Annotated in this window: 18 protein-coding genes; 5 read left to right on the top strand and 13 right to left on the bottom strand. The window is 73.1% G+C overall.

Annotated elements, in window-relative coordinates; genetic code table 11:
- Nucleotides 1-82: 82 nt before the first annotated feature.
- Entirely contained in the window at nt 83-2,329 is a 2,247-nt protein-coding gene (katG, locus tag BUE44_RS07300; RefSeq protein WP_073495031.1) for a catalase/peroxidase HPI, read from the top strand.
- A 111-nt stretch (nt 2,330-2,440) separates the two neighbouring features.
- On the opposite strand, the gene BUE44_RS07295 is transcribed toward katG, so the two are convergent.
- Nucleotides 2,441-2,995 carry a COG4315 family predicted lipoprotein gene (locus BUE44_RS07295; protein ID WP_073495029.1) on the bottom strand — a complete coding sequence of 185 codons (555 nt, stop codon included), beginning with the start codon at nt 2,993-2,995 and terminating at the stop codon, nt 2,441-2,443.
- Nucleotides 2,996-3,118: 123 nt separating this feature from the next.
- Nucleotides 3,119-3,706 (bottom strand): helix-turn-helix domain-containing protein, encoded by a 588-nt coding sequence (locus BUE44_RS07290; RefSeq protein WP_073495027.1) that lies wholly within the window; start codon nt 3,704-3,706, stop codon nt 3,119-3,121.
- 78 nt (nt 3,707-3,784) lie between these two features.
- Between BUE44_RS07290 and BUE44_RS07285 the strand changes: the two genes are divergently transcribed.
- Nucleotides 3,785-4,708, top strand: coding sequence for a class I SAM-dependent methyltransferase (locus tag BUE44_RS07285; RefSeq protein ID WP_073495024.1), 924 nt, complete (start codon nt 3,785-3,787; stop codon nt 4,706-4,708).
- 178 nt (nt 4,709-4,886) lie between these two features.
- Here BUE44_RS07285 and BUE44_RS07280 read toward each other — a convergent pair whose 3' ends face one another.
- Nucleotides 4,887-5,384, bottom strand: coding sequence for a helix-turn-helix domain-containing protein (locus BUE44_RS07280; RefSeq protein ID WP_073495021.1), 498 nt, complete (start codon nt 5,382-5,384; stop codon nt 4,887-4,889).
- Nucleotides 5,385-5,548: 164 nt separating this feature from the next.
- Between BUE44_RS07280 and BUE44_RS07275 the strand changes: the two genes are divergently transcribed.
- On the top strand, nt 5,549-5,818 hold the full coding sequence (locus BUE44_RS07275) for a helix-turn-helix domain-containing protein (RefSeq protein WP_073495019.1): 270 nt from the start codon (nt 5,549-5,551) through the stop codon (nt 5,816-5,818).
- A 32-nt stretch (nt 5,819-5,850) separates the two neighbouring features.
- Here BUE44_RS07275 and BUE44_RS07270 read toward each other — a convergent pair whose 3' ends face one another.
- The 7 genes from BUE44_RS07270 to BUE44_RS07240 all read right to left on the bottom strand — a co-directional run bounded on the left by BUE44_RS07270 (nt 5,851) and on the right by BUE44_RS07240 (nt 11,923).
- Nucleotides 5,851-6,699 (bottom strand): STM4011 family radical SAM protein, encoded by an 849-nt coding sequence (locus BUE44_RS07270; protein WP_073495017.1) that lies wholly within the window; start codon nt 6,697-6,699, stop codon nt 5,851-5,853.
- A gap of 10 nt (nt 6,700-6,709) precedes the next feature.
- Nucleotides 6,710-8,059 (bottom strand): STM4012 family radical SAM protein, encoded by a 1,350-nt coding sequence (locus BUE44_RS07265; protein WP_073495015.1) that lies wholly within the window; start codon nt 8,057-8,059, stop codon nt 6,710-6,712.
- Nucleotides 8,056-8,865: an STM4013/SEN3800 family hydrolase gene (locus BUE44_RS07260; RefSeq protein ID WP_073495428.1), complete on the bottom strand. Its 810-nt coding sequence runs from the start codon at nt 8,863-8,865 to the stop codon at nt 8,056-8,058. Before BUE44_RS07260 ends, BUE44_RS07265 begins: the two co-directional genes overlap by 4 nt.
- A 61-nt stretch (nt 8,866-8,926) precedes the next feature.
- Entirely contained in the window at nt 8,927-10,048 is a 1,122-nt protein-coding gene (locus BUE44_RS07255) for an STM4014 family protein (RefSeq protein ID WP_073495013.1), read from the bottom strand.
- Nucleotides 10,045-11,007, bottom strand: a complete 963-nt coding sequence (locus BUE44_RS07250) for an STM4015 family protein (protein ID WP_073495011.1) — start codon at nt 11,005-11,007, stop codon at nt 10,045-10,047. Before BUE44_RS07250 ends, BUE44_RS07255 begins: the two co-directional genes overlap by 4 nt.
- Before the next feature lie 116 nt (nt 11,008-11,123).
- Nucleotides 11,124-11,504 carry a hypothetical protein gene (locus BUE44_RS07245; protein WP_073495009.1) on the bottom strand — a complete coding sequence of 127 codons (381 nt, stop codon included), beginning with the start codon at nt 11,502-11,504 and terminating at the stop codon, nt 11,124-11,126.
- The gene (locus BUE44_RS07240) at nt 11,501-11,923 is read right to left on the bottom strand and encodes an ATP-binding protein (RefSeq protein WP_073495007.1); all 423 of its coding nucleotides are present in this window, start codon (nt 11,921-11,923) and stop codon (nt 11,501-11,503) included. Before BUE44_RS07240 ends, BUE44_RS07245 begins: the two co-directional genes overlap by 4 nt.
- Before the next feature lie 104 nt (nt 11,924-12,027).
- On the opposite strand from BUE44_RS07240, the gene BUE44_RS07235 reads away from it, so the two are divergent.
- Together BUE44_RS07235 and BUE44_RS07230 are read left to right on the top strand one after the other, a co-directional pair.
- Nucleotides 12,028-12,867, top strand: a complete 840-nt coding sequence (locus BUE44_RS07235) for a helix-turn-helix domain-containing protein (protein WP_073495005.1) — start codon at nt 12,028-12,030, stop codon at nt 12,865-12,867.
- A complete protein-coding gene (locus BUE44_RS07230) occupies nt 12,864-13,073 on the top strand; it encodes a DUF397 domain-containing protein (protein ID WP_073495002.1) in 210 nt (69 codons plus the stop codon). The genes BUE44_RS07235 and BUE44_RS07230 overlap by 4 nt, the downstream gene beginning before the upstream one ends.
- A 119-nt stretch (nt 13,074-13,192) precedes the next feature.
- Here the strand turns inward: BUE44_RS07230 and BUE44_RS07225 are convergent, their stop codons facing one another.
- The 3 genes from BUE44_RS07225 to BUE44_RS07215 form a co-directional block, all read right to left on the bottom strand.
- The gene (locus BUE44_RS07225; RefSeq protein WP_073495000.1) at nt 13,193-14,728 is read right to left on the bottom strand and encodes an MFS transporter; all 1,536 of its coding nucleotides are present in this window, start codon (nt 14,726-14,728) and stop codon (nt 13,193-13,195) included.
- A gap of 94 nt (nt 14,729-14,822) precedes the next feature.
- Nucleotides 14,823-15,470: a TetR/AcrR family transcriptional regulator gene (locus BUE44_RS07220; protein ID WP_407640007.1), complete on the bottom strand. Its 648-nt coding sequence runs from the start codon at nt 15,468-15,470 to the stop codon at nt 14,823-14,825.
- Nucleotides 15,471-15,604: 134 nt separating this feature from the next.
- The gene (locus BUE44_RS07215; RefSeq protein WP_073494998.1) at nt 15,605-16,912 is read right to left on the bottom strand and encodes a hypothetical protein; all 1,308 of its coding nucleotides are present in this window, start codon (nt 16,910-16,912) and stop codon (nt 15,605-15,607) included.
- Nucleotides 16,913-16,979 lie beyond the last annotated feature (67 nt).

Below are 16,979 nucleotides of genomic sequence, written 5' to 3'. Positions count from 1 at the left end.
GATCTGTTCTGGCGGTAGCCAAGGGACAAGACGACTCCGGTACGGCGACCGCAGCTGATCCGCCAGGACCGGAAGGATTCCCATGACTGAGAACCACGACGCAATCGTCACTGACCCGAAGACGGAGACGGAGACGCAGGGCGCGGGGGGCTGCCCGGTCGCGCACGGGGCGCGCGCCCCGCACCCGACGCAGGGCGGCGGCAACCGCGGGTGGTGGCCGGATCGCCTCAATCTCAAGATCCTTGCGAAGAACCCCGCCGTGTCCAACCCGCTCGGCGAGGACTTCGACTACGCCGCCGCCTTCAAGAGCCTCGACCTGCCCGCGGTCAAGCGGGACATCGCCGAGGTGCTGACCACCTCGCAGGACTGGTGGCCGGCCGACTACGGCAACTACGGCCCGTTCATCATCCGGATGGCCTGGCACAGCGCGGGCACGTACCGGATCAGCGACGGCCGCGGTGGCGCCGGCGCCGGGCAGCAGCGCTTCGCGCCGCTCAACAGCTGGCCCGACAACGCCAACCTCGACAAGGCCCGCCGCCTGCTGTGGCCGGTCAAGAAGAAGTACGGCCAGTCGCTGTCGTGGGCCGACCTGCTGGTGCTGGCCGGCAACGTGGCGCTGGAGGGCATGGGCTTCGAGACCTTCGGCTACGCCGGCGGCCGCGAGGACGTCTGGGAGCCCGAGGAGGACGTCTACTGGGGCCCCGAGACCACCTGGCTCGGCGACGAGCGCTACACCGGCGACCGCGAGCTGGAGAGCCCGCTCGGCGCGGTCCAGATGGGCCTGATCTACGTCAACCCCGAGGGCCCCAACGGCAACCCGGACCCGCTGGCCTCGGCCCGCGACATCCGCGAGACCTTCCGCCGGATGGCGATGAACGACGAGGAGACCGTCGCGCTGATCGCCGGCGGCCACACCTTCGGCAAGACCCACGGCGCCGGCCCGGCCGACAGCGTCGGCGACGACCCCGAGGCCGCCCCGCTGGAGGAGCAGGGCCTCGGCTGGCGCAACTCCTTCGGCACCGGCAAGGGCGGCGACACCATCACCAGCGGCCTCGAAGGCGCCTGGACGGACACGCCCACCACCTGGGACAACAGCTTCTTCGACATCCTCTTCGGCTACGAGTGGGAGCTGACCCAGAGCCCCGCCGGCGCCAACCAGTGGAAGCCGAAGGACGGCGGCGGCGCCGGCACCGTGCCGGACGCGCACGACCCTGCCAAGACCCACGCGCCGACGATGCTGACCACCGACCTGGCGCTGCGTATCGACCCCGCCTACGAGCAGATCTCGCGCCGCTTCCACCAGAACCCGGCGGAATTCGCCGACGCCTTCGCCCGCGCCTGGTTCAAGCTGACCCACCGCGACATGGGCCCGATCGTGCGCTACCTCGGCCCCGAGGTCCCGTCCGAGACGCTGGTGTGGCAGGACCCGCTGCCCGCCGTGACGCACCCGCTGATCGACGCCGCCGACGCCGCCGCGCTCAAGGAGCAGATCCTCGCGTCCGGCCTCACGGTGCCGCAGCTGGTCTCCGTCGCCTGGGCGTCGGCCTCCACCTTCCGCGGCAGCGACAAGCGCGGCGGCGCCAACGGTGCCCGTATCCGCCTGGAGCCGCAGAGCGGCTGGGAGGTCAACGGCCCCGAGGAGCTGCCCGCGGTGCTGCGCGCCCTGCAGGGCGTCAAGGACGCCTTCGACGCCGCGCAGACCGGCGGCAAGCAGGTCTCGCTCGCCGACCTGATCGTGCTGGCCGGCGGGGCGGGCGTCGAGCAGGCCGCCAGGAAGGCCGGCTTCGCGGTCGAGGTGCCCTTCACGCCGGGCCGCACCGACGCGACGCAGGAGCAGACCGACGTGGAGTCCTTCGCGGCGCTGGAGCCGACCTCGGACGGCTTCCGCAACTACATCGGCAAGGGCAACCGGCTGCCGGCCGAGTACCTGCTGCTCGACCGCGCCAACCTGCTGACGCTGAGCGCGCCCGAGATGACCGTCCTGGTCGGCGGCCTGCGGGTGCTCGGCGCGAACTACGGCCAGTCGCCGCACGGCGTCCTGACCGCCACGCCGGGGACGCTGACGAACGACTTCTTCGTCAACCTGCTCGACCTGGGCACGACCTGGCAGCCGGCCTCGCAGGACAGCGGCGTCTACCAGGCCCGCGACGCCGCCGGCGGCCCGATCAAGTGGACCGGCACCCGCGCGGACCTGGTCTTCGGCTCCAACTCCGAGCTGCGCGCCCTCGCGGAGGTCTACGCGAGCGACGACGCGAAGGAGAAGTTCGTACGCGACTTCGTCGCCGCGTGGACGAAGGTCATGGAGCTGGACCGCTTCGACCTGGTCTGACCCCGGTCGGAGCCACGTACGCGGCCCCGCGGTTCACGGCGAACCGCGGGGCCGCGGTGCGTTCGGGGCCGTCCCGTCCGCAGCCGTCCCGCAGCGGGGGCGGCGGGCGGGTCAGTAGCCGCCGTTCCCGCCGGTGCTCTGCGAGCCCGAGCCGGTGATCGCCTTGCCGTCGGTGCCCACGACGTACCACTTGGCGCCGAAGTTGTTCAGCCCCTGCCCGTTGACGTTGCCCGGCTTGCTGTCGCCGGCGAAGCGGTAGAGCGGGTGGCCCTTGTACGTCACCTGCATCTTGCCGTCGGAGCGCTTGGACGTGGACAGCAGCTTGGTCTGCACGCCGCCGCCGGCGGTCGGCTTCCCCGTCACCTCCAGCGGCGGCCACGCGGCGGCGCAGGCGCCCGTGCAGGTGGACGTCGAGGTCTTGTCGGCCTGGAAGAGGTAGAGGGTGAGGTTCTTGTCGTTGACGAGGATCTTGCCCAGCGACACCGACTTGGTGGTGACCGTCGGGGTGGCGGTCTGCGCCGCCTCCTCCAATGCGGCCGAGGCCGGCGGGGACGCCGTGCCGCCGGCGGACGAGCTGGGGCTGCTGCTCCCTGAGCAGGCGGTCGCCGCGACAGCGGCGAACACCGTGCTCGCGACGGCGGCGATGACTCGGACATGGGGCCTCACGGCGACTCCTCGGCTCTTCGGCTCTACGGGGGGTGGCGCGGCACGCCTCGTCGGGGCCGCACCCCCACTACACGCCGGGGCCCGCCCCGCGGCCACACGGGGAGCGCCGTCCGGGTCACGCGGTCACGCGTGCGGCCGGGCACGTACGTGCATGCGCTCGCCCTGCCGGCCGAAGAGGCTGAGGATCTCGGCCGGTCGGCCGTCGGCGCCGCCGAACCAGTGCGGCAGCCGGGTGTCGAACTCGGCCGCCTCCCCCGCCTCCAGGGTCAGATCGTGGTCGGCGAGCACCAGCCGCAGCCGGCCGTGCAGCACGTACAGCCACTCGTAGCCCTCGTGCGTGCGCAGGTCGGGCTCGCTGCCGCGGTCCGGGACGATCATCTTGTACGCCTGCAGGGGGCCAGGACCGCGGGACAGCGGGACGACGGTGCCGCCGCCCGGCAGGCTGCGCGGCGCCAGCCGTACCCGGGGGTCGCCCACCTCCGGCGCCCCGACCAGGTCGTCCAGCGGTACGCGGTAGGCCGCGGCGAGCGGCAGCAGCAGCTCCAGGCTGGGGCGGCGCTGTCCGGACTCCAGGCGGGACAGGGTGCTCTTGGAGATGCCGGTGGTCTCGGACAGGGCGGCCAGCGTGAGCTTGCGCCGGCCGCGCAGCCGCCTGAGCCGGGGGCCCACCTCGTCGAGCACGGCCTGGTGGGGCGCCGGGATGTCGTCCATACGGGCATTCCACAGTGCCGTCCCGGAAACGGCAACAGAAGTTGCCGTCCGCGCACGGGCCGGTCCACGCTGCCCGGCATGAGCGCTGACGCAACGACCCGCCACCACGGCCCCGGCCATGCCCACGGCAGCCGCGGCCACCAGCACACCGACATCGACTGGGAGGCGATGGCCGACACCCTGGAGAATGCCGGTGACCTGCGCGTCCCGGTGTTGCGGGCGACCGCCGCCCGGCTGCGGGAGCTGCTCGCCCCCGGGCACGAGGTACGCCGCGTCCTCGATGTCGGCAGCGGACCCGGCGTGATGGCCTGCGTCCTGGCCGAGGAGTTCGCCGGCGCCGAGGCGGTCGCCGTCGACGGCACCCCGGCCCTGCTCGACCGCACCCTGGCCCGCGCGCGGCGCCTCGGCCTCGACGGCAGGGTCGGCGTCCGGCACGCCGACCTGTCCGAAGGCCTGGACGAGGGCCCCGGAACCGCCGACCTGGTGTGGAGCAGCATGGCCGTCCACCACCTCGGCGACCAGCAGGGCGCGCTCGACACCCTCGCGGGCGTGCTCCGCCCCGGCGGGGTGCTCGCGGTGGCCGAGGCCGTCCTGCCGACCCGCTTCCTGCCCCGCGACATCGGCCTCGGCAAGCCGGGCCTGCAGCCCCGCCTCGACGCCCTCCAGGAGGAGTGGTTCGCGCTCATGCGCACCGAACTGCCCGGCTACGTGGCCGCGTCCGACGACTGGCCCGCCATGCTCACCCGGGCCGGCCTGACCGGCGTCACGGCCTTCACCACCCTGCTGGACATCCCGGCCCCGCTGCCTGCCCCGGCCCGCGGCTATCTGCGCGACTTCCTGACCCGGCTGCGCGAGTCGATGAGCGAGTCGCTTCCCGCGGAGGACCGGCGCACCCTGGACACCCTCCTCGACCCGTCGTCCCCCCAGGGCATCGCGCACCGGTCCGACGCCTTCCTGCTGGCGCCGACGACGGTCTTTGCGGGCGTGCGCCCGGCCGCGTAGGACACGCGCGGTCCGACGTCCCGCCTCCCGCCCGCCACGGCCACCGGCCGGCTGCGGCCGGGCGGGAGGCCGCGCCTTCGCGTCGTGCGGCGCTGGACGGGGGTGGCGGCGGTCACGGGCGCGGTGTCTCCGTGCCGCGGGCGCGCGAAGTTGCCCGTCCGCATGCTGGACGGGCGCGCTACGGAGCCGCGTCGCCGGGCTCGTCAGCGGGGGCCGCGGGTCCGCTGACGTAAGCGGTGATGCGGCCGGCGAGCGTCTCGTACTCGGACGCGGTCAGCCCGGCACGGGCCTGCCGCAGGACGGCCTGCACCAGGTGCCAGCGCTCGTCCACCCGGTTGCCCGGCTCGCCGGGCCCGGCGTCGGGGCTCCGCCCGGCGGGCGCGGCCTCTTCTTCGGCCTCGGCCTCCCGCAGGGCGGCGGCCGCGCCCGCGCGCCCGGCCTCCTCCAGCTGCTCGGCCGTGACCCCGACCGCCCGCGCCATCCGCGCCAGCGTGTCGTCGGGGCTGCGGACCGGGACCTTCGCGCGGCTGACCACCTGGTAGCCCGACACCAGCTGGCGCCATCGCGTCTCGCTGATGTCCGCGCGCCGGGCGGCCTCCCGCTGGGAGAGCCGCGCGGCGACCGCGGCGCGCTTGATCAGTACGCCCTCAGGCGGCGCGTCCAGGCGCTCTGTCATGCGCCGAGCTTCGCACAACTACGCACTCTGCGTCCACCGCTTCCGGCAAAGTGGAACCACGGGCCCCGCTGTCACCTGCGCATATGCCCTGTAGTACGCGAAACGTTGCGCGTAGCTCGCGCGGACTACTTGTGTCACGCGCTACTACGCGCTACGTTCTCCTCATGGCACCACGCACCCGTACCCGCCCCAGCAGGCTCCATCAGGAGCCCGAGGCGGTCACCTGGGCGCGGCAGAAAGCGGGCCTGACCAAGCGCGCCCTCGCCGACCAGGTCGGCATTTCCGAGCAGTTGATGGGGGAGATCGAGTCCGGCTGGCGCAGCGCCACCCCGGCCAACCTCATCAAGATCGCCGCGGCGCTGAACTGCCCGATCGTCGTCCTCGAACGCAAGCGGCCCACCGCCGCGGCGCCGGCGGCCACGTCCACCGACTGACCCGCCCCCCGTGCGGGGACGACCCGGCCGGGTCACCCGGTGGCGGCGGGCACGCGTTCCAGGACGCCGCCGGCGAAGGTGTCGTAGAGCGGCAGCGTCTCCAGGTGGACGTAGCCGATGTGGCAGTCGCACACCGCGAGCGGGCAGGTCCGCGGGCGCAGGGCGGCCCGGTAGCTGCCGTCGTAGAGGTTGCCCAGCTCCGTGCGGACGAAGTGACAGCGCCGCACCGTCCCCTCGCCGTCGACCGAGATCACCGACTCGCCGGTGCGGCAGGGCAGTCCCGCGCTGCGGTGCGGGTGGCGGCTGTAGGGGAAGAGCGGGTCGAGCGCGCTCCACCGGTCCGCCTCGGCGTCGGTGTAGGTGTGCCCCTCGGCCGCGTTGACCCACAGGTAGACGTGGCCGGGCAGCTCCGCGCGCAACCGGCGGGCCGCTTCGAGGTGTTCGGGCAGGCCGACCACGCCGACGCTGTGCCGCACCCCGCGGGCCGCCAGGTCCCGGCAGGCGTCGCGGAACCGCTCGTACGGCACCTGGTCCGGGTGGTAGGTGCACCACAGTGCGAGGGTGTCCAGGTCGGCGTCGTCCAGCCAGCCGGTGCGGGCACTGAGGTTGGTCTGGATCGCCACCCGGCGGATATGCGGCAGCCGGCTCAGCTCGGCGAGCGTCCTGCGGTACCAGGACCTGACCAGCGCCTCGCCCCACGGGGTGAACAGGATCGACAGCCGGTCCTCCTCCTGCGCCCGGGCCCAGCCCGCGAAGCGGTCCAACGCGACGCGATCGGCGATCAGTTGCTCCCGGCTGTCGCGGCGCTTGGCGAACGGGCAGTAGGGGCAGTCGAAGTCGCAGGAGGCCAGCGGGCCACGGTAGAGGACGGTCAGATCCACGGCCGCCCCCTCACTTCGCGTCATAGGCGGCCATCGCGGCCCGCACGGCAGGGGAGAACAACTCGGGCCCCACCGCGTCGGAATGGGCGAGGCCCTCCGGCGACAGCCGCAGCAGCTCCGGCCCCTCGTCCAGCCAGCCGCGGGCGGCGAAGGCGGCCAGTTCGGGGCCGAAGTCCGCCTCCGGACGGCAGCCGAAGCGTTCCACGTAGTCGGCCACCGGCATGCCCCGCGCCTGGAGCAGCGACTGCAGCAGATGGCGGCGGCGGGATTCCGTACCGTCGACGGCCCGGCCGAAGTCGGCGTGGGCGAAGTCCGCGGCGGGGCGCGAGACGTAGTCGTCGATGATCGCCCGGACCTCGCCGGGGCCGACGGCGTAGTCGAAGCTGTAGTGCAGGCCCGCGGTGTACGAGCGGGCCCCGCAGCCCAGGCCGATCATGCCGTCGGTCTGGCACGCGTGATCGGCGGGTCCGCCCGGGTGGCTGTCCTTCGCGCGGAACATCCGCATCGACACCTGCTCGTAGCCCGCTTCGAGCAGCAGGTCGCGGCCCGCCCGGTACAGCCGCAGCCGCTGCTCGTCCCAACCGGCCTCCGTGCCCGCCGGATCGAGGCGGTGCAGGCCCGTCAGCGGGCGCACGTAGAGCGGGTAGAGATACAGCTCCTCCGGCCGCCAGGCCAGCGCCGCCGCCAGGGACGCGCGCCAGGACCGCTCGGTCTGGCCGTCGATGCCGTAGATCAGGTCGATGTTGAGCACCGGGAAGCCGGCGTCCCGGATACGGCCCAACGCCGTCTCCACGTGGGTGCGTTGCTGCCCCGGGCGGACCGCCGCCCTGGCCTCGGCGGGGTCGAAGGTCTGCACGCCCAGGCTGAGCCGGGTCGTGCCGTGGGCGGCGAGCACCGCGAGCCGGTCGGCGGTCGCGGTCGCCGGTGACGCCTCCACCGACAGCGGCACGGCCCGCAGGTCCGCGCCCATACGGCGCTCCGCGATGCCGAACAGCCGCTCCAGCTCGGCCGGTTCGAGGAAGGTCGGCGTCCCGCCGCCGAAGGCCGCGGTGGTGAAGCGCGGTGCCGGTTCGTCGCCGAGCGCGTCGCGGACGGCGACCGCCTGCCGCTCCAGCGCGTCGAGATAGCGGCCGGCCAGGCCCTCGGGGGCGCCGATCCGGGTGAAGAGGTTGCAGAAGCCGCAGCGGACCTCGCAGAAGGGGATGTGCAGATACAGCGCGAGCGAGTCCCTGGGCTCGGCCGCCCACAGGTCGCGCAGCGCCGGGCGCGGCCGCAGCGCGCCGTAGGCGGTCTTGTGCGGATAGGCGTAGACGTAGCTCTGATACGGCCGCGGCGCGGTCGCGGTGTCCAGGACGGTCATCCGGCCGGTGCCTCCAGGAAGAAGTGGGCGTAGGGCACGGTCCACACGGTGGGGTGGCCGATCCGGTGGCCGGTGTGGCCGTCCTCGCCGTATGCGGTGCCGTGGTCGGAGCACACGACGGCGAAGCAGCGGCGACGGCTGCTCGCCGCCGCGAAGAGCCGCCCGATGTGCCGGTCGACGTATTCCAGCGCGGCGGCGTGGCTGTCCCGGGTGTCGCCCGACTCCCGCGTCGCGCCTGGCAGATGGAACCAGTTGGGCTGGTGCAGTGCGGACACGTTCACGAACAGGAACAGCGGCTGGCGATACGGGGTCGCCGCCACCGCCTGCTCGGCGCGGTCCACCTGCGAGGCGAAGGACGTCGGTGACGCCACCCCGAACTCCGGCTCCCAGTGGCTCTCCTGGAAGAGTCCGGGCAGCACCGAACCGAGCGCTCCCTGCCGGTTGAAGAAGCCGACGCCGCCGACGCAGACGGTGCGGTAGCCGACCGCGGCGAGCCCCGCCACCAGGTCGGGCGCGTCGAAGACCCACGTACCGCCCGCCGTCGTCTCGCTCCCCCCGAACCTCCCGGCGAACAGCCGCGGATGCGGTCCGGGTGCCGCGGGCGTCGGCAGGAATCCGGCGAAGATCGCCTGATGCGACGCGTAAGTGAAACTCCCGGGCGCGTGCCGCTCCTCCCAGCGACCGCCGGGCAGATGCGCGGCGAGGTTCGGCAGCCGCCCGGCTGCGGCCAGCTCGGCGGCCACGTCGTAGCGGAGGGTGTCGAGGGTGACGAGCAGCAGGTCGTGGCTGCCGACGACTGCGTTCATGTCGGGTGCGTCCGGCGCCTCACGCGGCGGCATGGGCGCACTGTCGGGTGTCCCCGGCGCCTCACGCGGCGGCATGCGCGCCCTCAGCCCGCAGCACCGCGGCGACCTGGGCCGTGTAGGTGTCCCGGCCCGCCGCCGGGGTGCCTTGCAGGCCCGGCAGGCGGGGGAGGAGGTCGCCGAAGGCGTTGACCTCGGCGACGGTGAAGCGGCGCAGGTTGAGGGAGGGCAGGACGTCGACGCCGACGCACAGGGTGCCGGGGAAGCAGGCCGCGGCGCCCCGGGCCGCCGCCACCGCGTCGGACCACCGGCCGCCCGCCGCGGTGATCGCGGCCCGCAGCCGGGCGAGGTCGCCGCGGGCGCCGCCGAGGTGGAGGTTGGTCATCGGGTGGCGGCTGGTGCGGACCACCGCGTGGGTGACCCGGCCGCCGACCACCACCAGCCGCAGGTCGCACACCCGGCCGTCGAGTGCGGCCTTGGGCAGCCAGCGCTCGACGTGCAGGTGGTCCGGCGCCAAGGCGTCGACCAGCGCGGCCACTTCCCGCTCCGAGCGGTATTCGCGGACCCGCAGCGAATTGAACAGCGCCCCATCCGGCGCGACTTCCACCGACGTCACGGCCTTCACCCGCCCCGGCCCGCCGAGAGCCAGCGCGACCACACCCGAAGCCGACGATCCGTGCGCGGGTTTGACGAACACCCGCGACACCCCTGCCGCCGCCAGCCGCGCCCGCAGGTCGTCCCAGCCGGCCACCGGGGAAAGAGGCGTACCGGCGGCCCACGGCACCGGCACGCCGGCCGCCGCGAGCCCGGCGTGGCAGCGCCGCTTGTCGAACATCACCGCGATGTCCCCGGGGCCGTGCAGCAGCCGCGCCCCCGCGTCCACCGCGGCGGCCGCCAACTCGCCGACCACGGAGGTGAACCGCCCGTACCACCGGGCGCCGCCCTCCACCCGGGTCGGGTCACCGGCCCCCCGCAGCAGCCGGTCGACCTCCGCGTCCTCGCCGGGCGAGTCGATCCGCACGACCTCGCCGGCGCGGAAGCCGTACGAGCCGTGCAGCACGTCGCGCCAGCCCAGCACCCGGGGCGCGGGCAGGCCCGCGGCCCGTACGGCGTCGGCGAAGAGCGTCACCCGGCGGTGGCCGGGGTTGCCGACCACCGCGAACCGCACGCGGGCGCCGCCGGTCACTCCCCCACCGCGGTGTAGCGGTAGACGTCGCCGTCCTCGTCTTCTTCTTCCTCGCCCCGCTCGTCGAGGTCGACCTCGACGCCGGCCGTCTCCAGCCGCTGCCGAATCCGCTCGGCCACCTCCTCGCTGAGGAAGTTGTGGTGCAGGTCGAGCCATTCCAGGTGGCTCAGCGACTGCCCTTCGAGCAGCGCCTCCGCGCCCTCGTCGCCCAGCACCCCGAGTGACAGGTCAAGCGACTTCAGCCGGGCGACGACCGGGGCGTCGGCGAGCGCGGCGGCTATCTCGTCCTGGATCTCGCTGTTGCGCAGGCCCAGGTGCCGCAGCGCGGGCAGCCGCTCGCCGGTCAGCAGCGGGGCGAGGTCCTCCTCGGTGGCGTCGCCGCCGTATTCGTCGACGCCGAGCCACAGTTCCAGGTACTCCAGCGCCGGCAGGTCGCTCGCACCGACCGCGCGCACCACGCTCGCGGGCAGCCCGCCCGCCTCGACGGCCAGCGTCCGCAGGTGCTCGTGCCGCACGGCGTCGAGCACCAGGTGCGAACCGCCCCTCACCCCCAGTTCCTGGAGCCGCGGATAGGCGGTGAGCAGCGGTGTCACATCGCTCTGGGTGATCCAGGAGATCTCCGACTCCTCCATCACCATGTCGCCCACGAAGACCGCGACCAGGCCCGTCAGTTGCCCACTGGCCTCGATCAGCAGCCGGACGACCGCACCGGAGTCGTCGCTGTGGTCCTCGCTCCACCGACCGATGACCAGCGCCCGTATCCCGGCCGGGTCGACGGCTGCCAGGAAGCGCTGCCACAGCTGCTCGTAGGACTCGTCGGCCCCGTCCCCGTACGGGTCGACGGACAGCCGCCACGCCACCTCGCCGGGCTCGGGCAGCCCGGGGGCCTCCTCGCCCGCCGCGGGGAAGTCGAAGACGGGGAGGCCGTGCAGTTCCTTCAAGTGCTCTACGGCGGACATGTCGTGGGTCTCCTGACGCGGACGGCGTTGGCGGCGGCGTGGCCGGCTCGCTCCGGGCGGACGGCTCGATAGGAGGATTTCTACCAACGCCCACTGACACCGCCCGCGCCGGGTCGTCACCCGGCGCGGCCGCCCTCCGCCGCGGACCGCTGCCCGTCTCTCTCCTCCGCCTCCCAGGAGTGCGGTCCCGGGTGCGCGAGGAAGTGCCCGCATGCCGCCCTGCGTGGGGAGAAGCTGGTGCAGTCGGGCCGGATCCAGAAGGAGTCCGGGGATTCGCCGGTGTCCCACCGGGTCCAGAGCGCGCCCATGACCGGAGCCGGGAAGTGGTCGTAGAGCACCGCGTAGTGCTCGCCGACGCTGTGTGCCCCGAGGACGCAGACCAGGTCTTCCACGACCAGCAGGCGGTCGACCGTGGGATGGGTCCGGAGCAGCTCGCTCCGCAGGTGCGGCGGCAGATACGTGGCCGCCTCGCACTGGTCCGTCCCGACCGGATTCACTGCGCCACCTCTCCCCATACGGCCTTGCCGCCGTCCGTGGCGTCGACTCCCCATCGGCGACGGGTGCAGGCGTTCACGAGCTGCAGGCCACGGCCCCGAATCGCGCTGTCTCCTCCCTCGGGGCGCAGGACCGGCCACCTCGCGGTGTCCGCGTCGTGCACCTCGATGCGGACCCCGCACCCGCCGGTGAGGCGGAGGAGTTGCGTCTGCACCATGCCGTCGGGGTTGCGCGAGTGCTCCACGGCGTTGGACAGCAGTTCCGAGAGAACGAGCGCCGAGTCGTCGGCCAGGTCCGCCAACTCCCAGAGGTCCAGGGTCTCCCGCAGATGCCGCCGGGCGCCGGGCACCGACGCCGGGTTCTGCGACCACCGGCGTACTACCGCGTCGCCGCGGGCCGCACCGCTACTCTCGCCGTTCACGGCTCGTCTCCCTCCGTAGTGCTGCCACTACCCAGTGACGCCACAGTGGCCTACAGTCGGTAACCCCTCAACGTGGGAGAACCGGCGGGAGAGTTGGTGTCGAGGTGGTCAACCGCAAGGAGTTGCATCCCGAGAGCAGTCCAGAAGCGGCCTTCGGAGCACGCATACGCGGGTCACGGGAGGCCCGCGGGTGGACGCAGGATGACCTGGCAGACCGCATGGAGTATTCCAGCAAGCACATTTCGGCCATCGAAACTGCTCGCAGAGTGCCAACTCTGCGCTTCACGCGGAGTATCGACGTCGCCTTTGGCTTGGTCGGCACGGTGGACTCGTTCGAGCGGGAATGGCGCGAGATGCGCAGCGGCAGCCTGCTGGAAGGCTTCCCCGAGTACGTGGATTACGAGGGCCGCGCCGTGGAGATCCGGCTCTACGAGGTCGGGGTCATACCCGGGCTGCTCCAGACTCCCGAGTACGCCGCAGCACTGGCCGACAGCGACGTCAATCGTGGCTTGATCACGCCCGAGCAGGCCCGCGAACGTGTGACTCTCGTCGCCGACCGGCAAGCCGCGCTCGTCAGAAAGCCCCCTCCCCTCATTTTTGCCGCGCTCGACGAGAGCTGTGTCCGGCGGCCGGTCGGCGGACCCGACGTCATGGACACCCAACTCCGTCGCCTGGCGGAGTTCGCGGGGATGTCGAACAGCGTGCTGCAAGTGGCACCGTTCGACATGGGCACTCGGCGGCCGCTGACCTATCCGATCACGGTTCTTACCCTGCCGAACCGGTCGCTGATGGCGTACGCGGAGTCCGCTCTACGGGGTCACCTGGAGCGCGAAAGTACGTTCGTGCTTCCCATGTTGGCGGCCTACCATCAGCTACAGGCCGAAGCGCCGTCTCAATCGGACTCCGTGGCCATGATCGACCAGTTGCGAAAGGGTATCCCGTGACGACCGAATCTCCCCGCTGGTTCAAGTCCTCCTACAGCCAGAACGGCGGCCAGTGCGCCGAGGTCGCCACGAATCTTGTCGTCGTGGACGGCTCGGTCGCCGTGCGCGATTCCAAGGACCCGGCCGGCCCGGCGCTGACCTTCACGAGTGAGGCATGGACTGCCTTTGTGGCCGGCATCCGGAGCGGTGACTTTTCGGGCATCTAGCCGGCGAAAGGCCCCGCCGCCCGGAGGGGCAGCGGGGCCTTTCGGCTGTGTCGGCCTGGCGGAGGCGACTACGCGCAGGGTGCGCGCCTACGCCACGGCGCCGGCCGTCGTGGTGGCGGTCAGTGCATGACGACCGGCACCGACTCCTGCTCGGCCTCGGACTTCGTGCCCGAAGGGCCGTCCGTGCTGGAGGCGACCCGGACCGTGCCGGGCTTGCCGGCGGTGATGAAGATCAGGGCGATCAGCGAGGCGAGGACCTCGATGCCGAAGGCCCACCAGACCGCGTGCGCGTAGCCGTGGACCAGGCCCTGCGCCTGGGTGAGCTTCGCGGCCGCCGGGGTCGCCGCGTGGTGGGCGGCGAGGTAGGTGGCGGTCGCGGACGCGGCGATCGTGTTCAGCAGGGCCGTACCGATGGCGCCGCCGACCTGCTGGGAGGTGTTGACCATCGCCGAGGCGACGCCCGCGTCACGGGGCTGCACGCCGGAGGTGGCCAGCGACATGGCCGGCATGAAGGCGGTACCCATGCCCAGGCCCAGCAGCACCAGGCCCGGCAGGACCACGCCCGGGTAGGACGCGCCGACCGACAGGCGGGTCAGCAGCAGCATCGCGACCGCCGCCAGCGCGAAGCCGGGGGCCATGAGGACGCGGGCCGGCAGCCGGTTGACCAGCCGGGCGCCGATCTGGGTGGAGCCGATGACGAAGGCGGTCACCATGGGCAGGAAGGCGAAGCCGGTCTTGATCGCCGAGTAGCCCTGGACGACCTGCAGGTAGTAGGTCATGAAGAGGAAGACGCCGAACATCCCGATGATGGCCAGGCCCAGCGAGGCGTAGACACCGCCGCGGTTGCGGTCGGCGACCACCCGCATGGGCAGCAGCGGGTGCCGTACCCGGGACTCGACGGCCGCGAAGGCCGCCAGCAGGACGACCGCGCCGACCAGCAGCCCGATCGTGGACACCGACGACCAGCCGGCGGTCTCGGCGCGGGTGAAGCCGTAGACCAGCGAGACCAGGCCGAGCGTGGAGAGCAGCACGCCGGGGACGTCCAGCGGGGAGCGGTTGCGGCCGCCCTCCGGCTCGCGGATCACGAAGTAGGCGCCCAGGGCGGCGATCACCGCGAAGGGGATGTTGACGAAGAAGGTCCAGCGCCAGTCGAGGAACTCGGTCAGCACGCCGCCGAGCAGCAGACCGACCGCGCCGCCACCGCCGGCGATGGCGCCGAAGATGCCGAAGGCCTTGGCGCGCTCCTTCGCGTCGGTGAAGGTCGTCGCGAGCAGTGACAGCGCGGCGGGCGCCAGCAGGGCGCCGAACACGCCCTGTGCGGCGCGCGAGCTGAGCAGCATCGCCTCGTTGGTGGCGGCGCCGCCGATGGCGGAGGCGAGCGCGAAGCCGGTCAGGCCGGTGACGAAGGCGCGCTTGCGGCCCCACAGGTCGGCGATGCGGCCGCCGAAGAGCAGCAGCCCGCCGAACGCGAGGGCGTAGGCCGTGATGACCCACTGCTTGTTGGCGTCGGAAATGCCGAGGTCGTGCTGGGCGCTCGGCAGCGCGATGTTCACGATGGTCGCGTCGAGCACGACCATCAGCTGGGCCAGCGAGATGAAGACCAGCGCTTTCCAGCGCCGGGGATCGGGAAGCGCTGTTCCGGTGGTGTGAGACATGGAGGTATCCACTTCGGTACGCGGAGCACAAGGGTGCGAGGCTTGGCGGGTGTTGCGAGGCTTATGGGATGGCTTGCGGCTCAAGGGTGATAGGTCACGGCGTCGGGTCCGGGTACGGCGTCTTCAGGCCGTCGAGGAAGAGCTGGAGGTGGCGGTGCAGGTCGCTGCCGGTGCAGTCGACGCCGGGCAGCGGGCGGGTGAGCCGGGAGATGGCGACCATCAGGTCGTTGAGGGTCACGTCCAGCCGCAGCCGGCCGTCCCTCCTGGCCCGGTCCATCAGCTCGTCGAGCGCGGTCTCCAGCCGTGCGGCCTGCACGGCGATCTCGGCGGAGTGGCTGTCGTCACCGTTGACGAGCAGTCCGCACAGGGCGCCGACGTTGTCGTCCACGGCGGCGTGGGCGAAGCGGCCGAGCGCGGCACAGGGGTCGCCGCCCGCGGCGGCCAGCGCGGCCTCCGTCTCGGCGCGGTCCGCGGTGCGGGTCACGACGGACAGCAGGACGGCGTGCACGAGGGCGTCGCGGTCGGGGAAGTGCCGGTAGAGCGTGGCATTGCCGATGCCCGCGCGGCGGGCGATCTCGTCCAGCGGGGCGTCGGGGCCGTACTCGACGAAGATGCCGCGGGCCGCCGCGACGATCCGCTCCCGGTTGCGCAGGGCGTCCGCGCGGGTCCGGTGCGTACGGACCGCGGCCGCGGCCGGTGCGATCGTCTCCGCTGTGTCGACTGCGTCGGCGACGGTGGTCACAGTGGTCACTCCTCTCGGCGGCCGGCACGGTAACCGGGGAACAGGTCCCCGGTTTTTCATTCACATGCATGTAACGGGGACCGGGTCCCCGGTTATTTCGGCCGCCGATCGTGACCTGCGTCACGCCATCCGGTTCAGCCCGCCCACCGCCCCGAGGTGAAGGCCACGGTCAGCACCGTCATGAGCGGCCCGGCCACCGCCACGTACGCCGTACGCAGCCAGGGCCGCCGCAGCGTCCAGCCCGCCGCCACCGTCCACAGCGGCCACCACAGCAGCGAGGCCCGCGGTACGGACATGTACCAGTACGACGTCCCCAGCGCCCACAGCGTCAGCCCGAGGTAGACCGCCTCGGCCCACCGCCGCCGCCACACCAGCAGGCCGAAGAGGGCCAGGCCCACCACCATCCCGGCGAGCTCGAACTGGAAGAGCAGCGCGTACGGCGTGGTCTGGGTGTGCGAGAAGGCGCCGTGCCAGGTGTGGCTCCACGCCTGCCACGGCGAGTGGAACCGCCGGTACCAGCCGCGTTCCTGCGCGTGCTTCCAGGCCATCCAGTCGCCGGTGTGCGCGTGCAGGAACCAGGTGTACGCGGCCGCCGGCACGGCCGGCAGCACCAGCCACCCGGCCTGCCGCCACCTCCTGCGCCCCGCGCCCGCGGTGACGAACAGCACGGCGAGCGCGACGCCCAGGAAGACCCCGCTCACCCGCACCGCGCAGGCCCCGCACCCCAGCCACCCGGCCGCCGCCCACCGCCCCTGCCGCGCCGCCAGCCAGCAGGGGAGTGCCAGGGCGAGGAAGACGGCCTCGGTGTAGCCGGCGGCGAGGAAGACCGCGCACGGGGAGAGCAGCAGGTAGAAGACGGCGTGCCGGCCGGCGGCGTCACCGTCCCCGGCACCGGTCCGGATGGCGGCCCCGCGCAGGGAACCGGTCACTCTTGCGGCGCGCTTCCGGCCGAATGCCCCGGACCATCCTCCGGTGCGGACCTCCAGGCGGGCGATGCGCGCCAGTGCCAGCACGGCGACGGCGCCCGCCACGAAGGAGATCACCAGGCCCGCTGCCGTCCAGTCGGGTATCAGCACCGCGTGCACCGCCCGCAGCAGCAGCGGGAAGCCGGGGAAGAAAGCCTCGCGGTTGTCGTCGGTCGGCGCGCCGCTTGGGCCCGGCGGGCCGCTGAAGTAGCCGTGCTGGGCGATCCGCACGTAGAAGGCCCAGTCCCACTGCTGCCACCGCCCCAGCAGCGAGGGCGTGGCCCGCCCGCCGCCGTCGCCGCTGAACAGCCAGCCCGCGCAGTACGCGGTCAGCCACACACCGGCGCGGGTCGCGGCGTACATCGCGAGAACGCTGCGGTCCATGGCCGTCGGCACGGGCAGGCGCCACCGCCGCCCGGGGCCGGCGGCCGGGGCCGGCGCGGCTTCGATGACCGGCGGTGCCTGGGTGTCGTGCATGGTGCGGCTCTCCTGGGTGCGGGCGTGCCGCGTCGCCCCGCGGCGGGGGAGCGGGGTGCGGCGGGGC

Origin of the sequence: Actinacidiphila paucisporea, assembly GCF_900142575.1 — a bacterium.
Taxonomy (GTDB): domain Bacteria; phylum Actinomycetota; class Actinomycetes; order Streptomycetales; family Streptomycetaceae; genus Actinacidiphila; species Actinacidiphila paucisporea.
This window is presented reverse-complemented; position numbering and strand designations above follow the sequence as displayed.

Bases quoted from the DNA above. Each gene is read 5' to 3' on its own strand.
- BUE44_RS07225 (WP_073495000.1), bottom strand. From the start codon at position 14,728: ATGTCTCACACCACCGGAACAGCGCTTCCCGATCCCCGGCGCTGGAAA.
- BUE44_RS07275 (WP_073495019.1), top strand. From the start codon at position 5,549: ATGGCACCACGCACCCGTACCCGCCCCAGCAGGCTCCATCAGGAGCCC.
- BUE44_RS07290 (WP_073495027.1), bottom strand. From the start codon at position 3,706: ATGGACGACATCCCGGCGCCCCACCAGGCCGTGCTCGACGAGGTGGGC.
- BUE44_RS07265 (WP_073495015.1), bottom strand. From the start codon at position 8,059: ATGACCGTCCTGGACACCGCGACCGCGCCGCGGCCGTATCAGAGCTAC.
- BUE44_RS07250 (WP_073495011.1), bottom strand. From the start codon at position 11,007: ATGTCCGCCGTAGAGCACTTGAAGGAACTGCACGGCCTCCCCGTCTTC.
- katG (WP_073495031.1), top strand. From the start codon at position 83: ATGACTGAGAACCACGACGCAATCGTCACTGACCCGAAGACGGAGACG.
- BUE44_RS07280 (WP_073495021.1), bottom strand. From the start codon at position 5,384: ATGACAGAGCGCCTGGACGCGCCGCCTGAGGGCGTACTGATCAAGCGC.
- BUE44_RS07260 (WP_073495428.1), bottom strand. From the start codon at position 8,865: ATGAACGCAGTCGTCGGCAGCCACGACCTGCTGCTCGTCACCCTCGAC.
- BUE44_RS07285 (WP_073495024.1), top strand. From the start codon at position 3,785: ATGAGCGCTGACGCAACGACCCGCCACCACGGCCCCGGCCATGCCCAC.
- BUE44_RS07215 (WP_073494998.1), bottom strand. From the start codon at position 16,912: ATGCACGACACCCAGGCACCGCCGGTCATCGAAGCCGCGCCGGCCCCG.